The sequence below is a fragment of the Paenibacillus sp. UNC496MF genome (genome assembly GCF_900113915.1).
Lineage (GTDB): Bacteria > Bacillota > Bacilli > Paenibacillales > Paenibacillaceae > Paenibacillus_Z > Paenibacillus_Z artemisiicola.
In genome coordinates this window covers 366547-387312 of the sequence record NZ_FORE01000008.1, presented here as the reverse complement: position 1 = coordinate 387312, position 20766 = coordinate 366547, and the positions used below count along the sequence as shown (strand labels likewise).

Here is a 20766-nt window from a genome sequence, read left to right as displayed (position 1 = left end):
TGTAAGCGCTATGAATTGCTGTGCGTTTTTGTTGCACGGATGTGGTTTGTTTGCTAGTCTCGGGTGAGGAGGGGATGTTCGTGAAAGTCGAAAGCTTCCATATGCCGTCGATCGTTTCCGACCTCGATCTCTACTATTGCGGGGTGGAGGAAGTCGAACGATTCTTTACCTGCGGTCCGCATATCCGCGACCGGTACTTGATCCATTACGTCATCGGCGGCAGCGGCTTCTTCGACTGCCACGGCCGGCGTTACCAGGTCGGAGCGGGCGAGATTTTCGCGATTTTCCCGGGCGAGCTCACCTATTACGAGACGGACCCGGACGACCCGTGGACCTTTTGCTGGTTCGCGTTCGGCGGCAGGCGGAGCAAGGAAATGCTGCAGCGAGCGGGCATTTCCCATGACGTGCCGGTCCGTCGGGTTCACGGCGGCGACGCCATCCGCGGCTACGTCGAGCTCTTGAACGAGACGCTGCACGCGTACCCCAGCCGGGATCTCCCCGCGGCGCGGATTCACGGCGCGCTGTACGATATTTTCGCGGTGCTGGAGCTGTCTTATCTCGCTTCGCGTCCGGCGATGCCGGCGAAGGCCGATGCCGCGGACTATGTCGGCAAGGCGCTGCAGTTCGTCGAAACCCACTACCAAAGCCCGATCTCGATCAAAAACATCGCCGATTACGTCGGCCTCGAACGGACCTACTTCACGAAGCAGTTCACCAAGGCGACGGGCGAATCGCCGCAGCAATACTTGATCAAGTACCGGATCGATCAAGCGCAGCGTCTGCTCTCGACGACCGCGATGACCGTCGGCCAGGTCGGCAAAAGCGTCGGCATTCCGGAGCTCGCGTACTTCTCGCGGCTGTTCAAGAAAGTCGTCGGCGTCGCGCCGAAGCAGCACGGCCTGCGGCTGCAGGCGGAGCGCCGCGGAGCGGGGCGGTAGCTGTTTCGCGGCGGGCGGAATCGGGCTAATGATGCGTAAGACTAGCCGCGAAGGAGGCCGAACCCATGCCATGGACGCATGACGAATACCCGGATTCGCTCAAAAACTTTCTCGCCCCCGTCCGCAACAAGGCGATCGACATCGCCAACGCGCTGCTCGAGGACGGCTACGAGGAAGGCCGCGCGATCTCGATCGCGACCGCGCAGGCGAAGGAATGGGCCGAGCACCGGCACAAGCGAATCCGCAAAAAGGGACACTAGCCGTTTGAATCCGCGAGAATCGAAGACCGCCCGCGCGTCAACATGGAGAGGCGCGGACGGTCTTTTTTGCGTGGCCGATCAGAGCGGTGCTTGCGGCGCCGGGTCACCGCTGATCGCTTGCCCGCTCGATCATGAGGGTGATGCGGCAATCTGCGTCCCGCCTTGCCATCGCAACATTTACTCATGAAGGTAATCTAACAGTCTACATCACACTTCAAGCACGCCTATTTCGCTCATGAAGGTGATCCAGTCACCTTCATCCCGCCTCAAACATCCGTATCTCGCACTTGAAGGTGACCTAGTCCCCTCCATCTCGCCTCAGCCACGCCTATCTCGGCCGTGAAGGCGATGCAGGTGCCTTCACACGCCACTACATTCACGCACATCTCGCTCGTGAAGTCGCCCCAGCAACCCTCATCCCGCTTCGACCGCAGTTTGGCGTTGCTTTCCGCTACCCCCGCACTTCCTCCGCCGATCGCGCCGCTCGCGCCCGAAGTTCTATCTTCGTCTCCTTCCAAAATAAGGGTATACTAGTCTCATAAGGTTCCGGAAGGAGGAAATTCGATGAAACGGATGCCCTATAAGCGGCCGACGGAGCATTACGACGAGCGGATCAAAGCCATAGACGAGGCGCTCTGCATACTGCTCAAGAAACGAAAGGACGTCTCGGACAACCGCCCCGGCTATCCGCCCTTCGCGTATATCGAGGCGTGGGCTGCGGACAACGGCTTATATGAGGATCAGTTGAAGTATGTGTTCGGCTTGCTGATGGACGAGAGCCTGTATCGCCCGATCGTCGAGCCTGCAGGCTTTCGCAAGAACCTCCTCGCCGCGCGGCAAACGGAGTTCGGCGAAGCCGTTTACGCCGTCCCGTTCGTTCGGCAGTACGAAAACGCGAGCGTCGTTCATTTTACGATCGATCGAAGCGAGGAAGAAGACGCGGCCTTCGACCGATCGCGGCGCTACCGGTACTACGAGCTGACCGTCGGCGACGGCTATGAATGCGGCTCGCCGGTCGGAAGCAGCCATGGCGGCCATCACGCCCACGATTATATCGTCTCCCCGCCGCTGCCCGACGATCTTGCGGGATTCGAATTCACGTTCCGGGAATACGAACGGCGAGGAGAGCAAATGCCGACCGGCCGCGAAATCGTGATTCGCATGTAGCGACAGCCAAATCGCGAAGCAAAACAAAGACCGCGCCCCGCCGCACGGCGTCCGGGAGCGGTCTTTGTCGGGCCAAGACGCAAACAGGCGGCGCATTGCCTCGGCGTTCTCTCAACCTTGAGATGCGCAAGAAAATAGAAAAGCCCCGATGAATGAATCGCCGGGACTTCTCTTTTATCTCTCCGCAACTGTTATCTTACGCCTCCTCCGCGACGGCAAACGCGAACGGCCGCAGCTCCAGCTCGAAGCTGCCGTCGCGGACGTCCGGCGGCGGCGCGTCCGCGAGCCGCGGATACGGGCCGGCGGTCTCGCCCGCGCCGGCGCATGGAACGCCGCGCTCGTCGAGCACCCGCAGTCGGCCGGGACGGAAGGACGGCGCGCGCACGCGGAGCCGCAGCGGCGCGTCCGTGTAATTCGCGAGCAGCAGCGTGCGCCGGCCGTCGGCGTCCCGAACGGCCAGCGCCTCGTACGACAGCCGGTCGCGCACGAGACACGCTTCGGTTATCTCCCCTTGCAGCGCTCCGGCTGCCGCCAGCACGTGGTAAAGCGGGTATTCGCCCGCCCCGCCTTCCGGCAAGACGCCGAGCGGTCCCGCCGTCTCGTAGTAGCATGCGCGGTCGGCCGAGGCTTCCGCGAGGCTCTTCAGGCTGCCGAGCGTCCAGCCCGCGCCGAAGAGCGAGCGCTGCCGCGCGTCCTCGCGGTTCGCGCGGTTCTCGGCGGCGGCGGCCGCCTCGGGGCTCGACGCGTTCGGGTTCAGCCGCGGCTTGAGCGTGATCGGGCCGACGGAAAGCGGCACGCCCGGCGCGATCGCGCGGGCGCTGCGCACGGCCGCGCCCTGGGCCGACGCCGCCTCGGCCATGGAAGGCGCGTCGAACGCGTGCACCTGCGGGTTCAGCGCGAACGTCGCCGCTTCCATCGCCGCGAGCGGCAGCTCGGCGCGGTTGAACTCGGCGAAGTACGCCCGCGTCCCGCCGCCGACGCGGAACGTCAGCCCCGCGGCGCTCCGCAAGGCAGCGAGCAGCGCCAGCAGCGCTTCGTCGGCGACGTACGCGGAGACGCGGTACGGGTAGACGGCGTCGACCCGCAGCCGCCCCGCGGCGATGGCCCCGACGAGCCGCTCCGCCGCCCGCTCAGCGTCTTTCGCCTCGTCCGGCAGCAGCGCTTCCAGCTCCAGGCCGCAGTCCAGCTGCCGCGCATTGCGCGCGGCGGCGTCGAGCTCCGCCTGCCAACCCGGCTCGCCGAGCCGAACCGTCGCGTGCAGGAAAGCGGGCCGCAGCAGGCGAAGCTTCTCCGCCTCGAGCGGCTCCAGCTCCCGCCCGGGCGCGCTGCCCAGGCCGATGCGCGGCAGCCGGCCGGCAGGCCGGTCCCGCAGCTCGACATGCGGCGCGTCGGCTGCCGCTTGCGGCGTCCCGGACGGCGCGCGGTCGCCGATCAGGCGCAGCGTCACCGTCTGCCGGATACGGTCTCCCGCGTTTACGGCCGCCGGATATGGCAGCGCGAGCGGCGTGCAGTACGTTTTGTACGAATCGTCGGTCCAATTGCGCTGATCCTCCGTCTCGAACAGGTCGCCGTCGAACCGCAGCTCCGCCGTGAGCCCGCGGCGGACCTCGTGCCGGATCGCCCGCAGCGCCCGGAACGGCTGATGCGGCGAGATCCGCTCCGGGAACGTGCCGACGGCCGTGCCATCCGGCGTCTCCGTCTCGACGGGCGTGCCGGCCAGCGCGGCGGGATGCAGCACGCAGAAGCCGATCCGGTTCTTCAGGAACGCGGCATGCGCCGTGCCGTCGAACGAAAACGCGATCGTCCCCTCCGCGCTGCCGTCGATGACGCCCTCCCACGTGAAATCGATGTCGCCCCGACGGTGCTCGGCCGTGAACCGGACGCGGAACGAATCCGCGTCCTGCGCGATCTCGACGTTCCGGAACGCCGGCCGGACCGTCCCCCAATCGCGGTCGCGCACCGCGGCGTACAAGCCCCGTACGATTTCGTCATCCCCGAACCGGATATACCGCAGGCCGCCCTCCTCGAAAACGGCCGTCAGCGGACCCGCCCGCAGCGCGTGCCGCTCGGGCAGCGGATCCGGGGACCCGTACCGGAGCAGGCGGAGTTGTTGCGCGTCTGTCATGCCTTCGCCTCCTTTGCTCGCTTGTTCATCGGATGCCTTCAAGCACCGCGCCTCGGACGAAGCCGGGGACGCTTCCCGTTTACCGGTTGGTATTCGCCGCGGCTGCAAGCGCTCCCTTGCGGCGGGCGGTAAAATCCGCGACACCGCCCCCGTCCGGCTAAGCATCTCCGTTCTTTCTTTCTTTCGTTCTTTCTTTCTTCCGTCCCTTCTTTCGTCCTTTCGCTCGTCCGCGTCCGTTCGTCCGCCCGCGGCCGCGCGCTCCCGGCTCCCGCTGTGCTACAATGTCGGTACAAGCTCGCAAGCGCTTGTGACGACCAAACGGACCGGAGGTGGACGCATGCGCAAGCTGCTCTTTTTCGTCGGCCCGGCCGGCGCCGGGAAAACGACGCTGGCCGAAGCGTGGGTACGCCGGCACGGCGGCGCGTTCCTCGACATGGACACGCTGCTCCGGCCGGCGGCGGAAGCGATCATGACGCTCGCCGGCAAGGACCCGGAGGACCGGGACTCGCCGTTCTATAAGGAACATTGCCGCGATCTGGGCTACCGGATCACGATGGACGCCGCGCTGCAGCAGCTGGCCCTCGGCCTCGATGCCGTCGTGATCGGCCCGTTCACGAAGGAGACGGAGGACCCGGCCTGGCTGGACCGCGAGCTCGCCCGCATCGGCGCGTCCGCCGGCGAGGCGAACGTCAAGGTCGTCTCCGTCTTCCTCCCGGGAGACGACGATTACCGGACGCGCATCGAAGCGCGGGGATCCACGCTCGACGCATGGAAGCTCGGCCATTGGGACGAGTTCCGGCGCGCGCTGCGGCGCAGGACGATCGCCTGGCCGCTTCCGCCTGGCTCCGTCCTCGACTTCGACAATTCGGGGCCGTTCACGGACGCGAAGCTGGCCGGCCTCGAGCGCTTCGTGCTCGGCGGCGGCTGACGACACGGCGCCAATATGACGAGAAGGACCGGAGCTGGCCCATGCCTGCTCCGGTCCTCTTCGGTCCTCGCTCCGGTACTGCGCTCCGGGCCGGCTTACGCCAAGATCAGCCCGGCGCCCTCGAGCGGCCGTTTGTCCTCGCCGTCCTTCGCGGCGATGGCCGGCGGCTCCGAACAGATCCCCGCGGGCACGAGCGTCCGGTCCCGGTAAACGAAGCCGGACGTCATCGCCACCCCGGGCACGGCGCGCTCGTGGAGACGCTGACACTTTAGACAAAAATACATGCTCGCTCCTCTCCCTCGTAAAATCGTCGTCTCGCCCGTCGCGGACTTCCCGCACGCAGTCTACAAAATCGCGGCATGGAACCGTTACGACAAGCGAGCGACCCCCTCGCGCAACCCGACTAGCGCGAACGAAGCGCCGCTACTCCCAGGCGATGGCCGCCGCGCCCTTCAAGCGCGCCAGTCCTTCCGTGAAGAAGTAATCGCCGTAGATGAGCGGCACGTCGACGTTTTTGCGCTCGGGATAATGGCTGGTGCCGCCGCGGATCAACCCTTCCTCCCCGTCGTCGTCCCAAGCGCCGTAGTTGCGGTACAGCGACTCCAGCATCCGGACGCCCGCCGCCCGGTAAGGCGCGCCGTGCGCCGGCGCGCAATCCGCCAGAAGCAGCAGGCCGCAGGCGGCGCAAGCGCCCGCAGACGTGTCGCGGAAGCGCGGGGCGCCGTCCGGCAGGCGGAAATCCCAGTGCGGCACGCCGTCTTCCGGCAGATGCGCGACGAAGAAATGCGCCACGCGCTTCGCGCCGTCCAAATACGCGGTCCGGCCGGTATGGCGATAGGCGAGCGCCAAGCCGTAGAGCGCCCAAGCCGTGCCGCGCGACCAGGCGGATTCCGGCGCGAAGCCCTGACCGCCGATCCGCTCGAGCCGCTCGCCCGTCCCGGGATCGAACCGGACGATATGGTACACGGAGCCGTCCGGGCGGACGAATTCCCGCAGCACCGTGTCCAGATGCGCTTCGGCCACGTGCCGGAAGCGGGGATCGCCCGTCTCGGCCGAAGCCCAGAACAGCAGCGGCATGTTCATCGCGCAGTCGATGATCGCGAGGCCCGCGTTGTCGTCGCCCGCCCGCCACGTGTTCCAGGCGCGGATATAATTCCCCTTCAGGTTGAACCGGCCGGCCAGCTGGCCGGCCGCGAGCAGCGCGCGGTTCTTCGAGTCCTCCGCGCCGTACCGCTTATACCGCGCGACGCTCGTCAGCGTCCACATGAAGCCCGCGTCGTGATCGAGCTGGTCGTAGGCGGCCAGCACGGCGTCGAGCCCTTCCTCGCAAGCCTCGGCCAGCTGCCGGAAGGATGCCTCCCCGCTTCCGTCGTGCAGCAGCCAGAGCAGCCCCGGCCAGAAGCCGGCCGTCCACCAGTCCGGCGCCTCCAGCGCGTAACGGCCGTTTACGCTCGCATGCGGATACCCGCTGCCGATTCGCCTGCTCGTCCGTTTCACCTTGTCCACCGTCCGCGCCCATGCTTCCTCGACCCACTCGGTCTCCCGGTTCATCGCCATGCGCCTCCTCCCGAATTCGCCGGTTCGCTTGCCGGCGTCCCGTACGCGTCGTCCCACCGCAGCCGCAGCGGCTGCCCCTGCCGGGTCACGTAATCGATGCGGAGCGCCTCGCCGTCGCCGAAGACGGGCGGACGCTGCTTCCGGCCGGCGATCAGCGCCTCCAGGCCGTCGATGCCCATGCAGTCCGCATCCTCCGCCGACATGGCCTCCACCACGACGCCGTGGCGCCGGCCGGGGCACACGACCGTCATCCGGTCGGGTTCCTCCCGCAGCGCAAACGGTTGCATGAGATAGACCGTCAAATACACGTCGTTCACGAGCGCATGCAGGGCGTTGCCCGCGGCGATCCATTCGCCCTTCGGCAGGACGCCGACGATCCGCCCGTCCTCCGTCTCCGGAATGTCGTACAGCGCCATGACGACGTTCTTATGGAACAGCACCTGCTCATGGCCGCTGCGGTGACGGGGGTCGCCTTCCGCGTAACCCCGCCCGGGATGGAAGAAATACGCCTTGTTGACGCTGCCGGACGCCAGCAGCGGCAGCGTGACGTCCCAGCGATGCTGTTCGTTGTCGAACTCTTCGCGCCGCTCCAGCACGCCGCCCGCGGCGAATCGTGCCGTCATATACGTGTACGCGTGCAGCGCCGTCTCTTCGCCGCCGCCTTCGCTCGCGATCCGCTTTCGCACCTCGGCCGGCTTCCGGCGGTCGAGCGCCGTGCGGCGCGCCTCCTCGGGCGCCTCGTAGAACAGCAGGCCGGCATATTCCAGGCGGGGCAGGTCGGCCGGCAGCGGGAAATCGCCGAACTGCGCGTAGTCGAACAGCACGTTGCCGTCCTTCGGCAGATCGTGCGCCAGCGCGCGGAAATGCGGGGCGGCCCAGGCGCCTTTCAGGTAATAGAGCGCCCGCTCGTTCCAGAGCCAATCGAGCAGCCCGCGAAGGTCGGCCCGCTCTTCCTCGTCCTCGCGCCCGCCGCCGTCCCCGGCCAGCTCCAGCGCGCATGTGAACGCTTGCACCCAATGCCAGAACCAAGGCAGCGCCCCGTATTCGGCCATCCCCCGTTCGCGGACATGCGCCAGCGTCCGCTTCAGGCTGCGCCGTCCGTCCGCGAGCAGCGACGCGTCCGCGAACCGGCGGCCGAAAATCAGCTTGAGCGCCGTGTATTTGGCTTCGTGATGGTTGAACGCCCGCAGCGGCTTGTCGTAGAAGCGGCTCCGGTACGCGTGCGCCAGCGCTTCGCGGAACGCCGCGCGCAGCGCCTCCGGCAGCGCGGCGTCGTACCGGGCGGCGAAATACGCCATTAATCCGGCCATCAATTCCGCCGGCAGCGGGTTCGGCCTCGCCTCCCGCGGCGACGGGCCGAGGCCGAGCGGCCAATGGCCGTACAGCTCGGCGGCCGGGTCGGCGTTCTGCAGCGCCAGCACCTCGCCGAGCACGCGGACCGCCGCCGCCTTCGCTTCGCCGCGGTCGAACGGCAGGTCCGAATCCGGGTCGGCCGCCGCCGCGAAGAGATGCGAAGCGTAGTAGAAGTTGTCGCGGATATCGCCGTGAAACCATAGGCCGCTCGGCCGTTCAGGCAGTCCGAAAGCCCGGACGGCGGCGCCGCGCGCGATTTCGCGCAGGCGCGCTTCGCGGTCCGGCAGCATGTTCGTCGTCATGTCCAATTCCTCCTCCGCAAGAATCGATATCGAACCGTAGGCCTCGCGGCGTCTTCAGCGCGCAAGCCGCGCGTTGGCGAACCCCTTATTCAAACCGGAATTCCAGCCTGACCCGGTGCGCCGTCTTCGGCCGCCGGCTCGCGAATTCGACGGCGTGCCAGACGGCGTCCCGGCCGTCGTGGCCGCGCATGACATGCCGCCCGACGCTCGCTTCCAGCTCGCCGTCGTCGTAGGCGATGACCAGCCGGCGGCCCGTCAAGCCCTGCAGCGTCACGCGGGCGTCGTCGCGCAGGACCGGCTCGAGCCGGGTCACGACGCGTTCCGCGAACGTACCCGGCGCGTCGCCGAACCGGCACTCGTCCTCCAGCACGAGCAGCGGCAGCTCGGTCTTGCGCCATTCCAGCCGCCTGCGCAGCGATTCCAGCCCCGGCGCGCGGTAGGCGTCCGCCATTTCGAGCCGGAGCTCGTCCGCCTCCTCGCCGATCGACGCGGCGACGTCCCGCGCGGCGCTCCGCGCGCCTTCCCTCTGCCCGCGCCCGTCCGCGACCGGGACGGAGTGGCCCTGCGAGCCGTTGCAGGCGTACCCGTAGCGCCCCGCGCCGAAATATTCGGCCGTGTACTCGCCGCTGCCGAGATCGCAGACGAACGTCTCGCCGTCCGCGGTCAGAATGAACTGCCCGATATCGTTATGGTTGTGCGGTTCGTCGTTGCGGCCGGCTTTGGCGGCGAAGCCGAAGCGCCCGCGGCCGGTCGTCTTCCGGCCGACGAGCCACTGCGCGTCCGGCAAATAATAATCGCCGTCCGCCCAATCGGCGCCCCGCAGCGCGGGATCGAACCAGAGCACGTTGCGCAGCGCGTGCGCCCAGCGGCTGCAATGGTCGTCCGCGTACGGCGCCCGCAGCGCGTCCGGCGGGACCGCGATGCCGGGATAGAGGCCGGCCAAGTAGTGCGACAAGCCGATCTGGACGTAGGCGTGCCCGGCGGAGTCCGAGAAATTCACCGTCGTGCCGCCGTCCAGATACGCCTTCTGCTGAAACTCGGCGATCCGCCGGACTTTGTCGCCGCGGAAGAGATCGATGCCGCCCTTCGTCCGCTGCTTCAGCAAATCCGCGAAGTACGCATAGTAGCCGAAGCCGTAATTCCAGTAGCCGATCCCTTCCAGGCAAGCGCCGTCGGCGCCGAAGCCGGCCAAGTAATGCTCCATCGTGCCGAGCGCCTTGCCGACGATCGTCGTCAGCGCCTCCGAATTCGGCAGCAGCAGCAGCGCCGCGGAAGCGACGGAGCCGGCGCAAACCGCCGCCCAGTTATGCTCCGCCGTTTCCCAGAAGTAGGGCCCCTGCCGCAGGTACGGCTTGAACAGCCGGCCGACGACTTCCTCCTCGATGCGGCTCCGCAGCAGCGGCGGGAGCGCCCCGTCCGTCAGCACCGAGATTTCGGCGAGCGCGAAGCCCGTCTCCGCCGCGAACAGATCGATGCGCGTATCCCGTTCCCGGCGGCTCCATTCGGGGGATTCGACGGCGAAGCCCAGCCCGCCGTCCGTCTCCGCGGCGCCGCGCAGATGCGCCGGCAGGCACCACGTATATTCGTTGCAAATCGACCAGACGATGTCCTGCAGCGCCCCGCGGAAGGCCTCGTTCCCGGGCTCCAGCAGCGTCAGGAGCGCCATCGTGTTCAGCCTTCTCCGTTTCGCGAAGTAGACCTGCTCGTAGGCGAGCCGGCGGCCCGTCCGCTCGAACGTCGCGAACTGCGCGTAGGTCGGCTCGAGAATCGGTTCGCCGAGCAGCCTCCGCCCCTCTTCGCGGATTTCCGCGGCGGCTTCGCGGTAATCGTCGGTTTCGTTCACCTGCCGCCAAAATTCGTCCTGCCCGCCTTCCGGAAACAACAGCCCGGCCCCTCCCGGCGCGCCGGCGGCCAACGCGGCCGATATGCGCTCGCGCTCCATCGCGTCGCCCCTCCTCTTCCCTTGGCTCGTACCTCTTCATTGTATAAAAAACCGCATGGCGGATTTGGTCGAATCTTGAGCCGTCCGCATAATTATTTGACGGCGGCGGGGATAGGAGCGGAGGCCCGGCCCGGCCCGCGCGAGAACGAGCTTCCCGAACCGTCCGGCGGCCTCGGCGCCGCGCCAAAAAAAGCGGTCCCGGATGCCTGCGCATCCGAAGCCGCCGCTTCGTCGATCATCGTTTCATTCGTTCCCGCCCGCCGCTTCGGACACGCGGATCCATACCGTCATTTCGCCCGGCTCGCGATTGCCCCACAGGTAATACGGGACCGCCCTCAGCCGGACCGGGATCGGCCGGAGCCGCTTCGCCAGCGGGCGGTAAGCCGTCTCCGCCTGCCAGGAGTCCCGCTCGTCGGCCCGTCCCTCCGCGTCGATGACGACCGCCCCTCCGGGCAGGCCGGCTTCGAACGCGGCCGTCAGCTTCGCGTCGGCCGGAATCGACAGGGACGCGAGCGGCCGGCCGTTGTCGGCCTCCTCCAGGCAGTACACGAGCGGCCCGCGCTCGACGGCGGCCTTGCCCGCGTTCGCGCGGATGTCGGGATGCGCCGCCGTCAGCCGCGCCGTCAGTTCCGGCGCCCACTCGACGACGTCGCCCGGCGCCCATGCGCGGCGCACGACCGCGTAGCCGTCCTTCGTCTCGTACGGCGCCGGACGGCCGTTGATCGCGAGCGCGGCTTGCCCCGCGCACCAAGCCGGGATGCGCAGCGCGAGCGCGAACGGCGCGGACGGCGCCTCGGTCAGCTCGAAGCGGACGCGCCCTTCCCAGGGCAGCCAGGATTGCTGCGCGAGCGCGACCGGTCCGGCCGCCAGCGCGAAGCGCGTCTCGCCGCCGATGAAGAGATGCGCGTAGATCGTGTCGGACGCCGGGTCGGCCGTATAGACGTAATCGTGCAGCGAGCTCAGCAGCCGCGCCACGTTCGGCGGGCAGCAGGAGCAGCCGAACCACTTTTGCCGGACCGCCTTGACGTGATGCCGGCCCGGATTGCGCGCGGACGCCTCCGGCCAGACCTCGAGCGGATTGACGTAGAAGTAATGCTTGCCGTCCTGCGACATGCTGGCGATCACGTTGTTGTAGAGCGCGCGCTCCATGACGTCGGCGTAGTCGGCCTTCGGCTCCAGCTTCAGCATGCGCTGCGCGAAGAAGATCAGCCCGATGGAGGCGCATGTCTCGGCGTAGACCGTATCGTTCGGCAGGTCGTAGTCGAACGTGAAGGCCTCCCCGTGATGCGTCGAACCGATGCCGCCCGTGATGTACATCTGCTTCCGCGTCATATTGGCCCACAAGCGCCGGCAAGCCTCGGCCAGTTCCCGGTCGCCCGTGATGCGGGCCAGGTCCGCCATGGCGGTATACATGTACACGGCCCGCACGGAATGGCCGACCGCGGCCGTCTGCTCGCGCACGGGCACGTCCGCCTGGTTGTAGGCCATGTCCGCCGCGGTCGGCCGCAGCCGCCGCTCCGTCCAGATGCTCCGCCCTTCGCGGCGGTTCGTCTCGTCGACCAAAAAATTCGGCTGCGCGCCGCGCTCGTCGATGAAGAATTGCGCCAGCTTCAAGTACCGCGCCTCGCCCGTCGCCCGATGCAGCTTGACGAGCGCGAGCTCGATCTCCTGATGGCCGTCGTAGCCCCGGATTTGGCCCGGTCCCTCGCCGAACACGTCCCCGATATAATCGGCGAAACGGCACATGACGTCGAGCAGCTTCCGTTTCCCCGTCGCCTCGTAATAGGCGACCGCCGCCTCCATCATATGACCCGCGCAATAGAGCTCATGCGCCTCGTGCAGGTTCGTCCACCGCTCGTCCGGCGCTTTCACCGTAAAATACGTGTTCAAGTACCCGTCCTCGTGCTGGGCCAGCGCGATCAAGCCGATGACCTCGTCCGCCGTGCGCTCCAATTCGGGATCGGGATGGGTTGCCAGCGAATAGCCGACGGCCTCCAGCCACTTGGCCACGTCGCTGTCCTGGAACACCATGCCGCCGTACTCGCCCGCTTCCAGCCCCGCCGCGATGCGGAAATTGCGGATCGCGTAGCTCGGCGCGGCATCCGGAATCCGGTCGTTCAGCGCCTCCCATTGGTACGGAATGACCGTTTCCCGGACCAAGTCCGTGTACCGGTCCCAAAAATCGTCCCGAATGCGCACGCCTTCGGGTTTGCCGCTCATTTGCATCGCCACGAACGTCTCTCCTTTTGCCTGAAGAAATGATGGGATTTGAACATTGCTTACCGATAGTTTATCCTCGGATGAAAGGGTCTTCTATGGCTAAAACGACCCTCTTTTTTGCGATATTTCACCCTCGACGAACAAGGAGGCCATGTCCATGTCCGACCGTAACGGCCTGATCGCGCTGTCGCTCCCGCCGCTGCCGTACTACGTCACGACCGGCTTGTCCGTCTTCGCCCCCGGCGACCAGCATCCGAACCGGCGCAATCTCGGCATCTTCGACCTGCTGTGGGTCGTGCGGGGCACGCTGCACATCGGCGAAGAGAACCGGCAGTGGGACGTCGCGGCAGGGCAGACGCTTCTGCTGCTGCCGGACCGCTATCATTACGCGGTCAAGCCCTGCGAGACGGAGACGGCGTTCTACTGGATTCATTTCGATTTCGCCGGCGAATGGACGGCGGAGGCGGCATCGGAAGCGGCCGAGCGCCCCGCGCCCCTGCGGCAAATGTGGACCAATCCGCGCACGCTCCGCCTGCCTCAATACGCCTCGCCGGCGGAGTTCGCCCAGGCGCGGGGGCTGCTCGCCAAGCTGCTGGCGGAAGCCGGCCGCGGCCGGACGGCGGCGTACTGGCAGGAGCAGCGGCTGTTCCTGGAGCTGCTCGACCTGCTGGAGGACCGCGGGGCCGAGCGGGACGAGGACGCGCCCGCCGTCCGCCTCGCCAACAAGGCGGAGTCCTATCTCCGGCAGCATTACCAGTCGGACGTCACGAACCGCTCGCTGGCGGAGGCGCTTCATTTTCACCCGAACTACGTCGTGCGCTGCATGAAGGAAACGTTCGGCTGCTCGCCGATGGCCTATCTGCACCGGTACCGGCTCGAACAGGCGAAGCTGCTGCTGCTCAAGACGGAATGGCCCGTCGCGCGGATCGCCGAGCGGACCGGCTTCGCGAGCGCCCCGTACTTCTCCGGCCGCTTTCGGCAGTTCGCCGGTTTGTCCCCGCTGCAGTTCCGTAAACGGTACTCGACGTGACGCCCATAGGAATGGCGGCCGCGCGCGCGAACGCAGGCGGTCGGACGGAAGCGTTTATCCGGCGCCCGACCGGCCGATAATGGAAGTAATTCTCGCTCCGCCGAGGCTACGCACAAAGGTGGTCGCCATGTCGCTCGCGATTTGCATTTTTCTGGCTTGCTGCGCCATTATCGCGCTTTCGCTCATTCCCAAGAAACTGACCGAGCTCGAGTCGTTGTTCGTCTTCTTCAGCGGCACGGTATTCGAGCTCAGCGGATTTACGATCGCGCACATCAACCTCGATTGGGTCATCGTCCCCCACGGGAATGAACCTTCCTTCGCCAACCTCGTCATGCGCCTGATCGTGATTCCGGTCGTTCTGGTCATCGCCTCGCATGTCCTGCTGTACGACCGGAATGGGCTGAAATGGATCCTCGCGGCCGGCATCTTGCTGCTCTTCACGCTGTTCCAAATTCTGCAGGAGAAGCTCGGCATCCTGGTGACGCCGCATTGGAACGTGTATTACACGCTGATCTTCTTCGCCTGCTATATCGCGTTCGCGCGGGTGATGGCGCAGCTGATTTTGAACGCCCGGCCCGCCGAGGAGGGACGCTCGTGATCATTTACGATACGCGGTTCAACATCAACGAATGGTTCGTGCTGGGGGGCTTTCTCGTCGGCATCGGCCTCGTGCTGTTTCTGCCCAAACGCTTCTCCATGCAGCGGACGATTCTGTATTACATGTGCGGCGTGTACAGCGGCTTCTTCTTCGATCACTCGCTCAGCGTCGAGCCGGTGAGCTATTACGACGTCAACGACACGTCCGATTACGAATGGATGGACTTCGTGTCATACTTCGCGTACGGCGCGGTCGGCTACTTGTTCATCTACGTCTTCGACAAGCTTCGGGTCAGAATGCCTTACGTACCGGTCTATATTCTCGCCTGGTCGCTGGCATCCGTCGGACTGGAGTGGCTCTCGGTCCGAATCGGCGTGTTTCATTACAATTACGGATATAAGCTTGCCTATTCGTTCCCGATCTACTTGATCGTGCAGACGGCTTGGACCATGCTGTTTTTGCGCTACGGCCGCGGCGAGGCGAGGCGCGGGGCTGCCGGTCCGGACAAGGCAAAGAACGCATAAGGCGGCTCGTTCGGCGAGGCGTCCGATGCGTTCGGTTCGGTTGCCGGCCGCGTTAAGCCGGCGCGCCGGCAAGTCATCTCCAATAATCCCCGCTCCCGCCGCTCCCGTCGTAATAGCCGGGTCGGCGGTCTGCGTTCGCGCGATTCGAAGCGCTTTCAATCAATCGTTCCTCAAAAGGCTCCGCTCTTCGTCCGCCCGCCCCGGCGGCTAATTCCTCGGCCAGCCTGCGCATCGCCGCGCCGTCCCCCGTATACCCGTTGTAATAGGTCGGAAAATCAGCCCGATTCCCCTTCACCGTTCCTCACCTCCCCTTTCATTCTACCTATGCGCGAATAGGGAAATCATTCCTCCTCCCCCGCCCGGTTACCGGGCGGTTTGCCTCATTTTCCGGAAAGCGGCCGGCCGGGACGCGATGAAGCGGTACAGGAGGATCAGCGCCGATGCGGCGACCGGGTAGACGGGAACGGAATGGCGCAGCTTCCAGCCGGTGTACGTCAACGCCCCGTTGACGACGGACAACCATTTCGAACGCCAAGGCGACTTCACCGGCTGGCGCCCGCACGGCCGGGCAAACGCCAAAAAAGCCTTCCCCGGCACCGCCGAAGAAGGCTCTTATTTCCCGATTATGCGCCGACGTGCTGCCGTCCCGCGATTTGGCGCCCTCTGCCGTACGGAATGCACATCGGCGTGCCGAAGATCGGATCCGGCGCCACCTGGCACTTCATGTCGAAGACGTCTTCGATGAACCGCTCGTTCACGATGTCCTCCGGCCGGCCCTTCGTATAGATCTGCCCGCCCTTGACCGCTACGATATGGTGCGCGTACCGGCAAGCGAGATTGATGTCGTGCAGCACCATCGCGATGGTGCGGTTCTCCTTCTCGTTCAGCTCGAACAGCAGGTCGAGGATTTCGATCTGATGCGTCAGGTCGAGGAACGTCGTCGGCTCGTCGAGCAGAATCGTCGCGGTATTCTGCGCCAGCGTCATCGCGATCCAGGCCCGCTGCCGCTGTCCGCCGGAGAGCGCGTCGACCGGCCGGTCCGCGAGCTCCGCGAGCTGCGTCGCTTCCAGCGCCCGCTTGACCGCCCGCTCGTCTTCCCGCGACCACTGCTGCAGAAAGCTCTGGTACGGATAGCGCCCCTGCTTCACGAGCTGGTGCACCGTCAGCCCTTCCGGGGCGATCGGCCCCTGCGGCAATATCGCGAGCCGCTTGGCGAGCTCCTTGCTCGACAGGCGGGCGATGTCGCTGCCCTCGAGCAGGATAGAGCCCTGCTGCGGCTTCAGCAGACGGGCGACCGAACGGAGAATCGTCGATTTGCCGCAGCCGTTGCTGCCGATGAACACCGTGATTTGGCCTTGCGGGATAAGCAGATCCAGGTTCGAGAACACCGGCTGCTTGCCGTACGATAACGTCAAATTGTTCGCTTGGATGACGGACATGTCAAACCCTCCCTAATTATGCGCGGCGATGGCGGTACAGCAGGTAGATGAAGAACGGCGCTCCGATCGCGGCGGTGAACACGCCGGCGGGAATGTCGAGCGGGACGAACGCGGTGCGGGCCACCAGGTCGGACAGCAGCAGGATGAGCGAGCCGACGAGCGCGGAGGCCGGAATGACACCGCCGTACGCGGGGCCGACCAGCCGGCGGGCGATATGCGGCGCCATGAGGCCGATGAAATTGATCGCGCCGCCGATGGCGACCGCCGAACCGGCCAGCGCCACGCTGACGAAGAGCAGAATCGTCCGCTTCCGGTTAATCGGGCTGCCGACGCTTGCCGCGACTTCGTCCCCGAGTTCCTGGACGTTCAAGTGGCGCGCGTAGAACAGCGCCACGGGCAGCAGCACGACGAGCCAAGGCAGCAGCGTGACCACGTCCCGGTCCCACGCTACGCCGTAGATGCTGCCGGTCATGAAGGTGAACGCCTTGACGGCCACGGCCGTCGGCGTGAAGGACGCCATCAGGATCAGCATGTAGGTGAACGCCGTCAGCGCCGTCGCCATGCCGATGCCGATCAGCACGAGCCGAAGCGGCGTGATGCCGCCCCGGTAGGCGAAGAGGTAGATCAATCCGGCGGCGGCGAACGCCCCCGTGATCGACCAGATCGGCATGAACCGGATGCTGATTTGCGAGAAATACAAGATGAATACGATCGTGCCGAGCGACGCCCCGCCCGAGATGCCGATGACGTCCGGCGACGTCAGCGGATTGCGGACGATGCCCTGCAGCAGCGCGCCCGATACGGCAAGCCCGGCGCCGACGAGGATGGCGATGACGACGCGCGGCATGCGCAGCGTCATGACGATCATCTCGCTCGTGGCGTCCCCGGCGCCGAAGATCGAGCGAACGACGTCGAGCGGGCCGATCCTCGTGCTGCCGAGCCCCGCGCAGACGATGACCGCGACGACGTTGGCGATGAGCAGGGCGACGATCGCGATAAGCGTTCTGCGTTCGATTTGGAACGAATGCTTGCGTCCCCGGACGGTGATCCAGCGGTTCATGTCAGGCGCGGCCTCCTTTGCGGGCGATGTAGACGAAGAACGGCACGCCGATGATCGCCGTCATGACCCCGACCGGCACTTCTTTCGGAAACGCGACGTAGCGCGAGCCGATGTCCGCCCCGAGCAGCAGCACGCCGCCGAGCACCGCGCAATACGGAACCGTCCAGCGATAGTCGATGCCGACCAGATAGCGCGACACGTGCGGAATGATGATGCCGACGAAGGCGATCGGACCCGCCACGGCGACGGAACCGCCCGCCAGCAGCACGACGGCAAGGCCCGCGGCCAGCTTGACGAAGATCGTCTTCTGCCCGAGCCCCGTCGCGACGTCCTCGCCGAGCCCGAGCAGGTTCATATGCCGGGCCAGCACCCAGGCGCCGGCTAGCGCGACGCCCATGTAAGGCGCGGCGGAGGCGAAGATGCCCATATCGCGGCCGGCCACTGAGCCGACGAACCAGTACAGCACTTGATCGAACGTTTGGCCCCCCGTGAGCAGGACGCCGAGCGCGAGCGACGAGAAGAACGCCGTCATGGCCGCGCCGGCGAGCGTCACCTTGAGCGGCGTCAAGCCGTCGCTGCCGAACGAGCCGAGCAGGTAGACGAGCGCCGCCGTGAACGCGGCCCCCGCGAACGCCAGGGTCGCGAACGCCGACAGGCTCGAGACGTTGAAGAAGGCCGAGGAAGCGACGACGAAGAAGGCGGCCCCGGCATTGATGCCGAACAAACTCGGCGATGCCAGCGGATTGCGCGTGATGCCCTGCATCAGCACGCCCGCGACGGCGAGGCTCGCCCCGGCGATCGCCGCGATGAACGCCCGCGGGACGCGCGCGGTGCGGATGATGATTTGCTGCTGCGAGCCGACGTAATGATTGTACGCTTGCGCGACGTCGTGCCAGCTGAAGTCCGTGACGCCGAACAGGACGCTGCAGACGATGCCCGCCAGGAACAGCAGCAGAGCGGCCAGCAGTCCGGCGATTTTATGCGCGCGCGTAGAGAGTAGTACGTTCATGCGGTCCTCTTTCTCTTCTCCGGGAACGGAAATGGGTATGTAGGGCGATCGCGGCCTGCAGCCGAAACGAATTATTTTAACATTAAATTATTTTAGGGGATGCGGAGGCGACTGTCAATGATTTTGAGAATCATTATCAAATGTGCATTGACGCCGGCGTTCGGGCCTGCTATAGTTTAGCTGACCAAGAATGAGAATCATTTTCATACCGAAAGGAAGCTTGAAGCATGTCCGCCATCATTAGCAAGAAATTCGCCTGGACCTTCTCCGCCCTGTTGATTTTGTTCGCCGTCGTCCTGGCGGGCTGCGGCCAGTCCGGATCGAACGGCGCGAACGCCGGCGCCAATGATTCCAATGCCGGGAACGCCGGTTCCTCCGGCGCGGCGGGCCCGAACGCCGCCGCCGATCCGGCGGCCGAGCGCACCGTCAAGGACGCCATGGGCGAAGCCGTCATTAAAGGGACGCCCGCGCGCGTCGTCGTCCTCACGAACGAAGGCACCGAAGCGCTGCTCGCGCTCGGCGTGAAACCGGTCGGCGCCGTCAAATCGTGGACGGGCAGCCCGTGGTACGCCCATATCGCGAAGGACATGGAAGGCGTCACGGTCGTCGGCGAAGAGAGCCAGCCGAACCTCGAGCTGATCGCGAGCCTCAAGCCGGACCTGATCATCGGCAACAAAATGCGCCAAGAGAAAGTGTACGAGCAGCTGAAGGCCATCGCGCCGACGGTTTTCTCCGAAACGCTGCGCGGCGCTTGGCAGTCGAACTTCAAGCTGTACGCGGATGCGCTCGGCAAGAAGGCCGAAGGCGACAAAATCATCGCCGACTACGACGCCCGCACCGCGGACTTCAAAGCGAAGGCCGGCGACAAGCTGAAGGATAAGGTCTCCGTCGTCCGCTTCATGGCCGGCAAAATCCGCATCTACCTGTCCGACACGTTCACGGGCGTCGCGTTCGACAAGCTCGGCATCACCCGTCCGGACAACCAAAACGCCTTTAAGGAAACGTTCGCCGAAGAAATCACGAAGGAACGGATGCCGGAGGCCGACGCGGACAAGATCTTCTACTTCACGTACGATACGGGCGACGGCAAAGGCAACCAGATGGAGCAGGATATGCTGAAGGATCCGCTGTGGCAGAGCTTGAAAGCCGTCAAGAACGGCCAAGCCTACCGGGTGAGCGACGCGATCTGGAACACGGCCGGCGGCGTCATCGCGGCGAACCTGATGCTCGACGACTTGTACAAACTCTACGACATTCAACTGTAAACCCGCGCGGCGACGAGGCGGAGTCCACATCGGACTCCGCCTCGTTTTTTGGCCGCCATCGCGGACGCCTTCACCGCGCGTTCCCGGCTTCCGGCAGCGGGGCCGGCCGTTTCCGCAGGAATCGCAAATTCCAGCGAAGAAAAACGATCCCGCCAAAATAAACGGGAATCGAATACCAGTGGGACCATTCCCGCAGCTTCAGGTAATGCGCCTCGACGGACGCCCATTCGAAGGCCATGGCGTACGCGGTCCAAGCCGCCGCGTAGATGACGAAGGCCCGTACGCCCCGCGGCATGTAGTTCAGGATAATGACGCCGATCGCGCTAGGGTACAAGCATTGGATGACGACCACCTGCCATTGAATGCCCGAGCCGCCCTGGTCGTACCAATCCAAGTACAGATCGAGGAACTGGTCGCACAGCCGCGTCATGAACGCCACCGCGAGCCAAACCACGTAAATTTCCTGAAGGGACAGCCGCTTCGGGACGAGCGCGGCCGCGAGACAAGCGACCGCGGTGGCGATATACATGAACGTCATCGGAACCGCCTCATTCGCGCAGACCGTCTCCCGTTACCGGAGAGAGCGGGCGACTGGATTTGTTGAAGATGAACGATCCGGTCAAGATAATGCCGATCATGAGAAATCCGGACGTGACGACGGGGTTCGGAATAAGCTCCGAAAAAATGACGCACAACGTCCCCGCGAGGCCCGCGACCTGAAAGAAGACGATCGCCCGCGAATCGGGCGGATGCGCGCGCGCCGAAGCGAAGGCGTCCCAGACGTTCATCACGTAGAAGCCCGGATAGAAGTGCGCGATCTCCAGGCTGGCCGCTTGGCATATTTTCTCGTCGTGGCCGAGCATGTCGAGCCGGATGATCCGGTTGAGATGGATCGTGCTGTTCAGCCCCAATTCGATCAGAAGGAAAATGAGCGCTTTGACATACTGCCGATTGAACAGCTGTCCGAATCCCGGCATGATGATCGAGCAAATCACGGCCAATACGCGCATGCGGCAGCCCTCCCGTCGATAGTGAGTTTTATTAGTTTG

Annotated in this window: 20 protein-coding genes and 1 pseudogene; 8 read left to right on the top strand and 13 right to left on the bottom strand. The window is 65.5% G+C overall.

Annotated features, from left to right (window positions below; genetic code table 11):
• The first annotated feature begins 80 nt into the window (after positions 1–80).
• From BMZ79_RS15660 to BMZ79_RS15650, 3 genes and pseudogenes are all read left to right on the top strand, one after another.
• Complete coding sequence (locus tag BMZ79_RS15660; RefSeq protein ID WP_177222156.1) at positions 81–938, top strand: AraC family transcriptional regulator; 858 nt, start codon at positions 81–83, stop codon at positions 936–938.
• Between the two features lie 65 nt (positions 939–1003).
• A pseudogene (locus tag BMZ79_RS15655) lies at positions 1004–1165 on the top strand (DUF2188 domain-containing protein); the annotation flags it as partial.
• 597 nt (positions 1166–1762) lie between these two features.
• A complete protein-coding gene (locus BMZ79_RS15650; protein ID WP_090641505.1) occupies positions 1763–2365 on the top strand; it encodes a hypothetical protein in 603 nt (200 codons plus the stop codon).
• Positions 2366–2561: 196 nt separating this feature from the next.
• Here BMZ79_RS15650 and BMZ79_RS15645 read toward each other — a convergent pair whose 3' ends face one another.
• Positions 2562–4490, bottom strand: a complete 1929-nt coding sequence (locus BMZ79_RS15645; RefSeq protein ID WP_090641503.1) for a D-apionate lactonase family protein — start codon at positions 4488–4490, stop codon at positions 2562–2564.
• 337 nt (positions 4491–4827) lie between these two features.
• Between BMZ79_RS15645 and BMZ79_RS15640 the strand changes: the two genes are divergently transcribed.
• Positions 4828–5418, top strand: coding sequence for a P-loop nucleotide/nucleoside kinase family protein (locus tag BMZ79_RS15640; RefSeq protein WP_090641502.1), 591 nt, complete (start codon positions 4828–4830; stop codon positions 5416–5418).
• Positions 5419–5513: 95 nt separating this feature from the next.
• Here the strand turns inward: BMZ79_RS15640 and BMZ79_RS33625 are convergent, their stop codons facing one another.
• From BMZ79_RS33625 to BMZ79_RS15620, 5 genes are all read right to left on the bottom strand, one after another.
• The gene (locus BMZ79_RS33625) at positions 5514–5702 is read right to left on the bottom strand and encodes a hypothetical protein (protein WP_143088969.1); all 189 of its coding nucleotides are present in this window, start codon (positions 5700–5702) and stop codon (positions 5514–5516) included.
• 139 nt (positions 5703–5841) lie between these two features.
• Positions 5842–6975, bottom strand: coding sequence for a YyaL domain-containing protein (locus BMZ79_RS15635; protein ID WP_371263723.1), 1134 nt, complete (start codon positions 6973–6975; stop codon positions 5842–5844).
• On the bottom strand, positions 6966–8630 hold the full coding sequence (locus BMZ79_RS15630) for a hypothetical protein (RefSeq protein WP_090641499.1): 1665 nt from the start codon (positions 8628–8630) through the stop codon (positions 6966–6968). Before BMZ79_RS15630 ends, BMZ79_RS15635 begins: the two co-directional genes overlap by 10 nt.
• Positions 8631–8715: 85 nt before the next feature.
• Entirely contained in the window at positions 8716–10572 is a 1857-nt protein-coding gene (locus tag BMZ79_RS15625) for a heparinase II/III domain-containing protein (protein ID WP_090641498.1), read from the bottom strand.
• A gap of 243 nt (positions 10573–10815) precedes the next feature.
• Entirely contained in the window at positions 10816–12798 is a 1983-nt protein-coding gene (locus tag BMZ79_RS15620) for a glycoside hydrolase family 127 protein (RefSeq protein WP_256252772.1), read from the bottom strand.
• A 151-nt stretch (positions 12799–12949) separates the two neighbouring features.
• On the opposite strand from BMZ79_RS15620, the gene BMZ79_RS15615 reads away from it, so the two are divergent.
• The 3 genes from BMZ79_RS15615 (at position 12950) to BMZ79_RS15605 (ending at position 14944) form a co-directional block, all read left to right on the top strand.
• The gene (locus tag BMZ79_RS15615) at positions 12950–13822 is read left to right on the top strand and encodes a helix-turn-helix transcriptional regulator (protein WP_090641495.1); all 873 of its coding nucleotides are present in this window, start codon (positions 12950–12952) and stop codon (positions 13820–13822) included.
• Positions 13823–13949: 127 nt separating this feature from the next.
• Positions 13950–14420 (top strand): hypothetical protein, encoded by a 471-nt coding sequence (locus tag BMZ79_RS15610; protein WP_090641494.1) that lies wholly within the window; start codon positions 13950–13952, stop codon positions 14418–14420.
• Positions 14417–14944, top strand: coding sequence for a hypothetical protein (locus tag BMZ79_RS15605; protein ID WP_256252767.1), 528 nt, complete (start codon positions 14417–14419; stop codon positions 14942–14944). Before BMZ79_RS15610 ends, BMZ79_RS15605 begins: the two co-directional genes overlap by 4 nt.
• 73 nt (positions 14945–15017) lie before the next feature.
• Here BMZ79_RS15605 and BMZ79_RS15600 read toward each other — a convergent pair whose 3' ends face one another.
• The 5 genes from BMZ79_RS15600 to BMZ79_RS15580 form a co-directional block, all read right to left on the bottom strand.
• A complete protein-coding gene (locus BMZ79_RS15600; RefSeq protein ID WP_090641492.1) occupies positions 15018–15239 on the bottom strand; it encodes a hypothetical protein in 222 nt (73 codons plus the stop codon).
• 68 nt (positions 15240–15307) lie between these two features.
• Complete coding sequence (locus BMZ79_RS15595; RefSeq protein WP_218154696.1) at positions 15308–15490, bottom strand: hypothetical protein; 183 nt, start codon at positions 15488–15490, stop codon at positions 15308–15310.
• A gap of 77 nt (positions 15491–15567) precedes the next feature.
• Entirely contained in the window at positions 15568–16383 is an 816-nt protein-coding gene (locus BMZ79_RS15590) for an ABC transporter ATP-binding protein (RefSeq protein ID WP_090641489.1), read from the bottom strand.
• A 16-nt stretch (positions 16384–16399) separates the two neighbouring features.
• On the bottom strand, positions 16400–17443 hold the full coding sequence (locus BMZ79_RS15585) for a FecCD family ABC transporter permease (protein ID WP_090641488.1): 1044 nt from the start codon (positions 17441–17443) through the stop codon (positions 16400–16402).
• Between the two features lies 1 nt (position 17444).
• Positions 17445–18452 carry a FecCD family ABC transporter permease gene (locus BMZ79_RS15580; RefSeq protein WP_090641486.1) on the bottom strand — a complete coding sequence of 336 codons (1008 nt, stop codon included), beginning with the start codon at positions 18450–18452 and terminating at the stop codon, positions 17445–17447.
• Positions 18453–18679: 227 nt separating this feature from the next.
• On the opposite strand from BMZ79_RS15580, the gene BMZ79_RS15575 reads away from it, so the two are divergent.
• Positions 18680–19717, top strand: coding sequence for an ABC transporter substrate-binding protein (locus tag BMZ79_RS15575; RefSeq protein ID WP_090641485.1), 1038 nt, complete (start codon positions 18680–18682; stop codon positions 19715–19717).
• Positions 19718–19787: 70 nt separating this feature from the next.
• Here the strand turns inward: BMZ79_RS15575 and BMZ79_RS15570 are convergent, their stop codons facing one another.
• Both BMZ79_RS15570 and BMZ79_RS15565 read right to left on the bottom strand, forming a co-directional pair.
• Positions 19788–20255: a hypothetical protein gene (locus BMZ79_RS15570; RefSeq protein ID WP_090641483.1), complete on the bottom strand. Its 468-nt coding sequence runs from the start codon at positions 20253–20255 to the stop codon at positions 19788–19790.
• A 10-nt stretch (positions 20256–20265) separates the two neighbouring features.
• On the bottom strand, positions 20266–20727 hold the full coding sequence (locus BMZ79_RS15565; protein ID WP_090641481.1) for a hypothetical protein: 462 nt from the start codon (positions 20725–20727) through the stop codon (positions 20266–20268).
• Positions 20728–20766 lie beyond the last annotated feature (39 nt).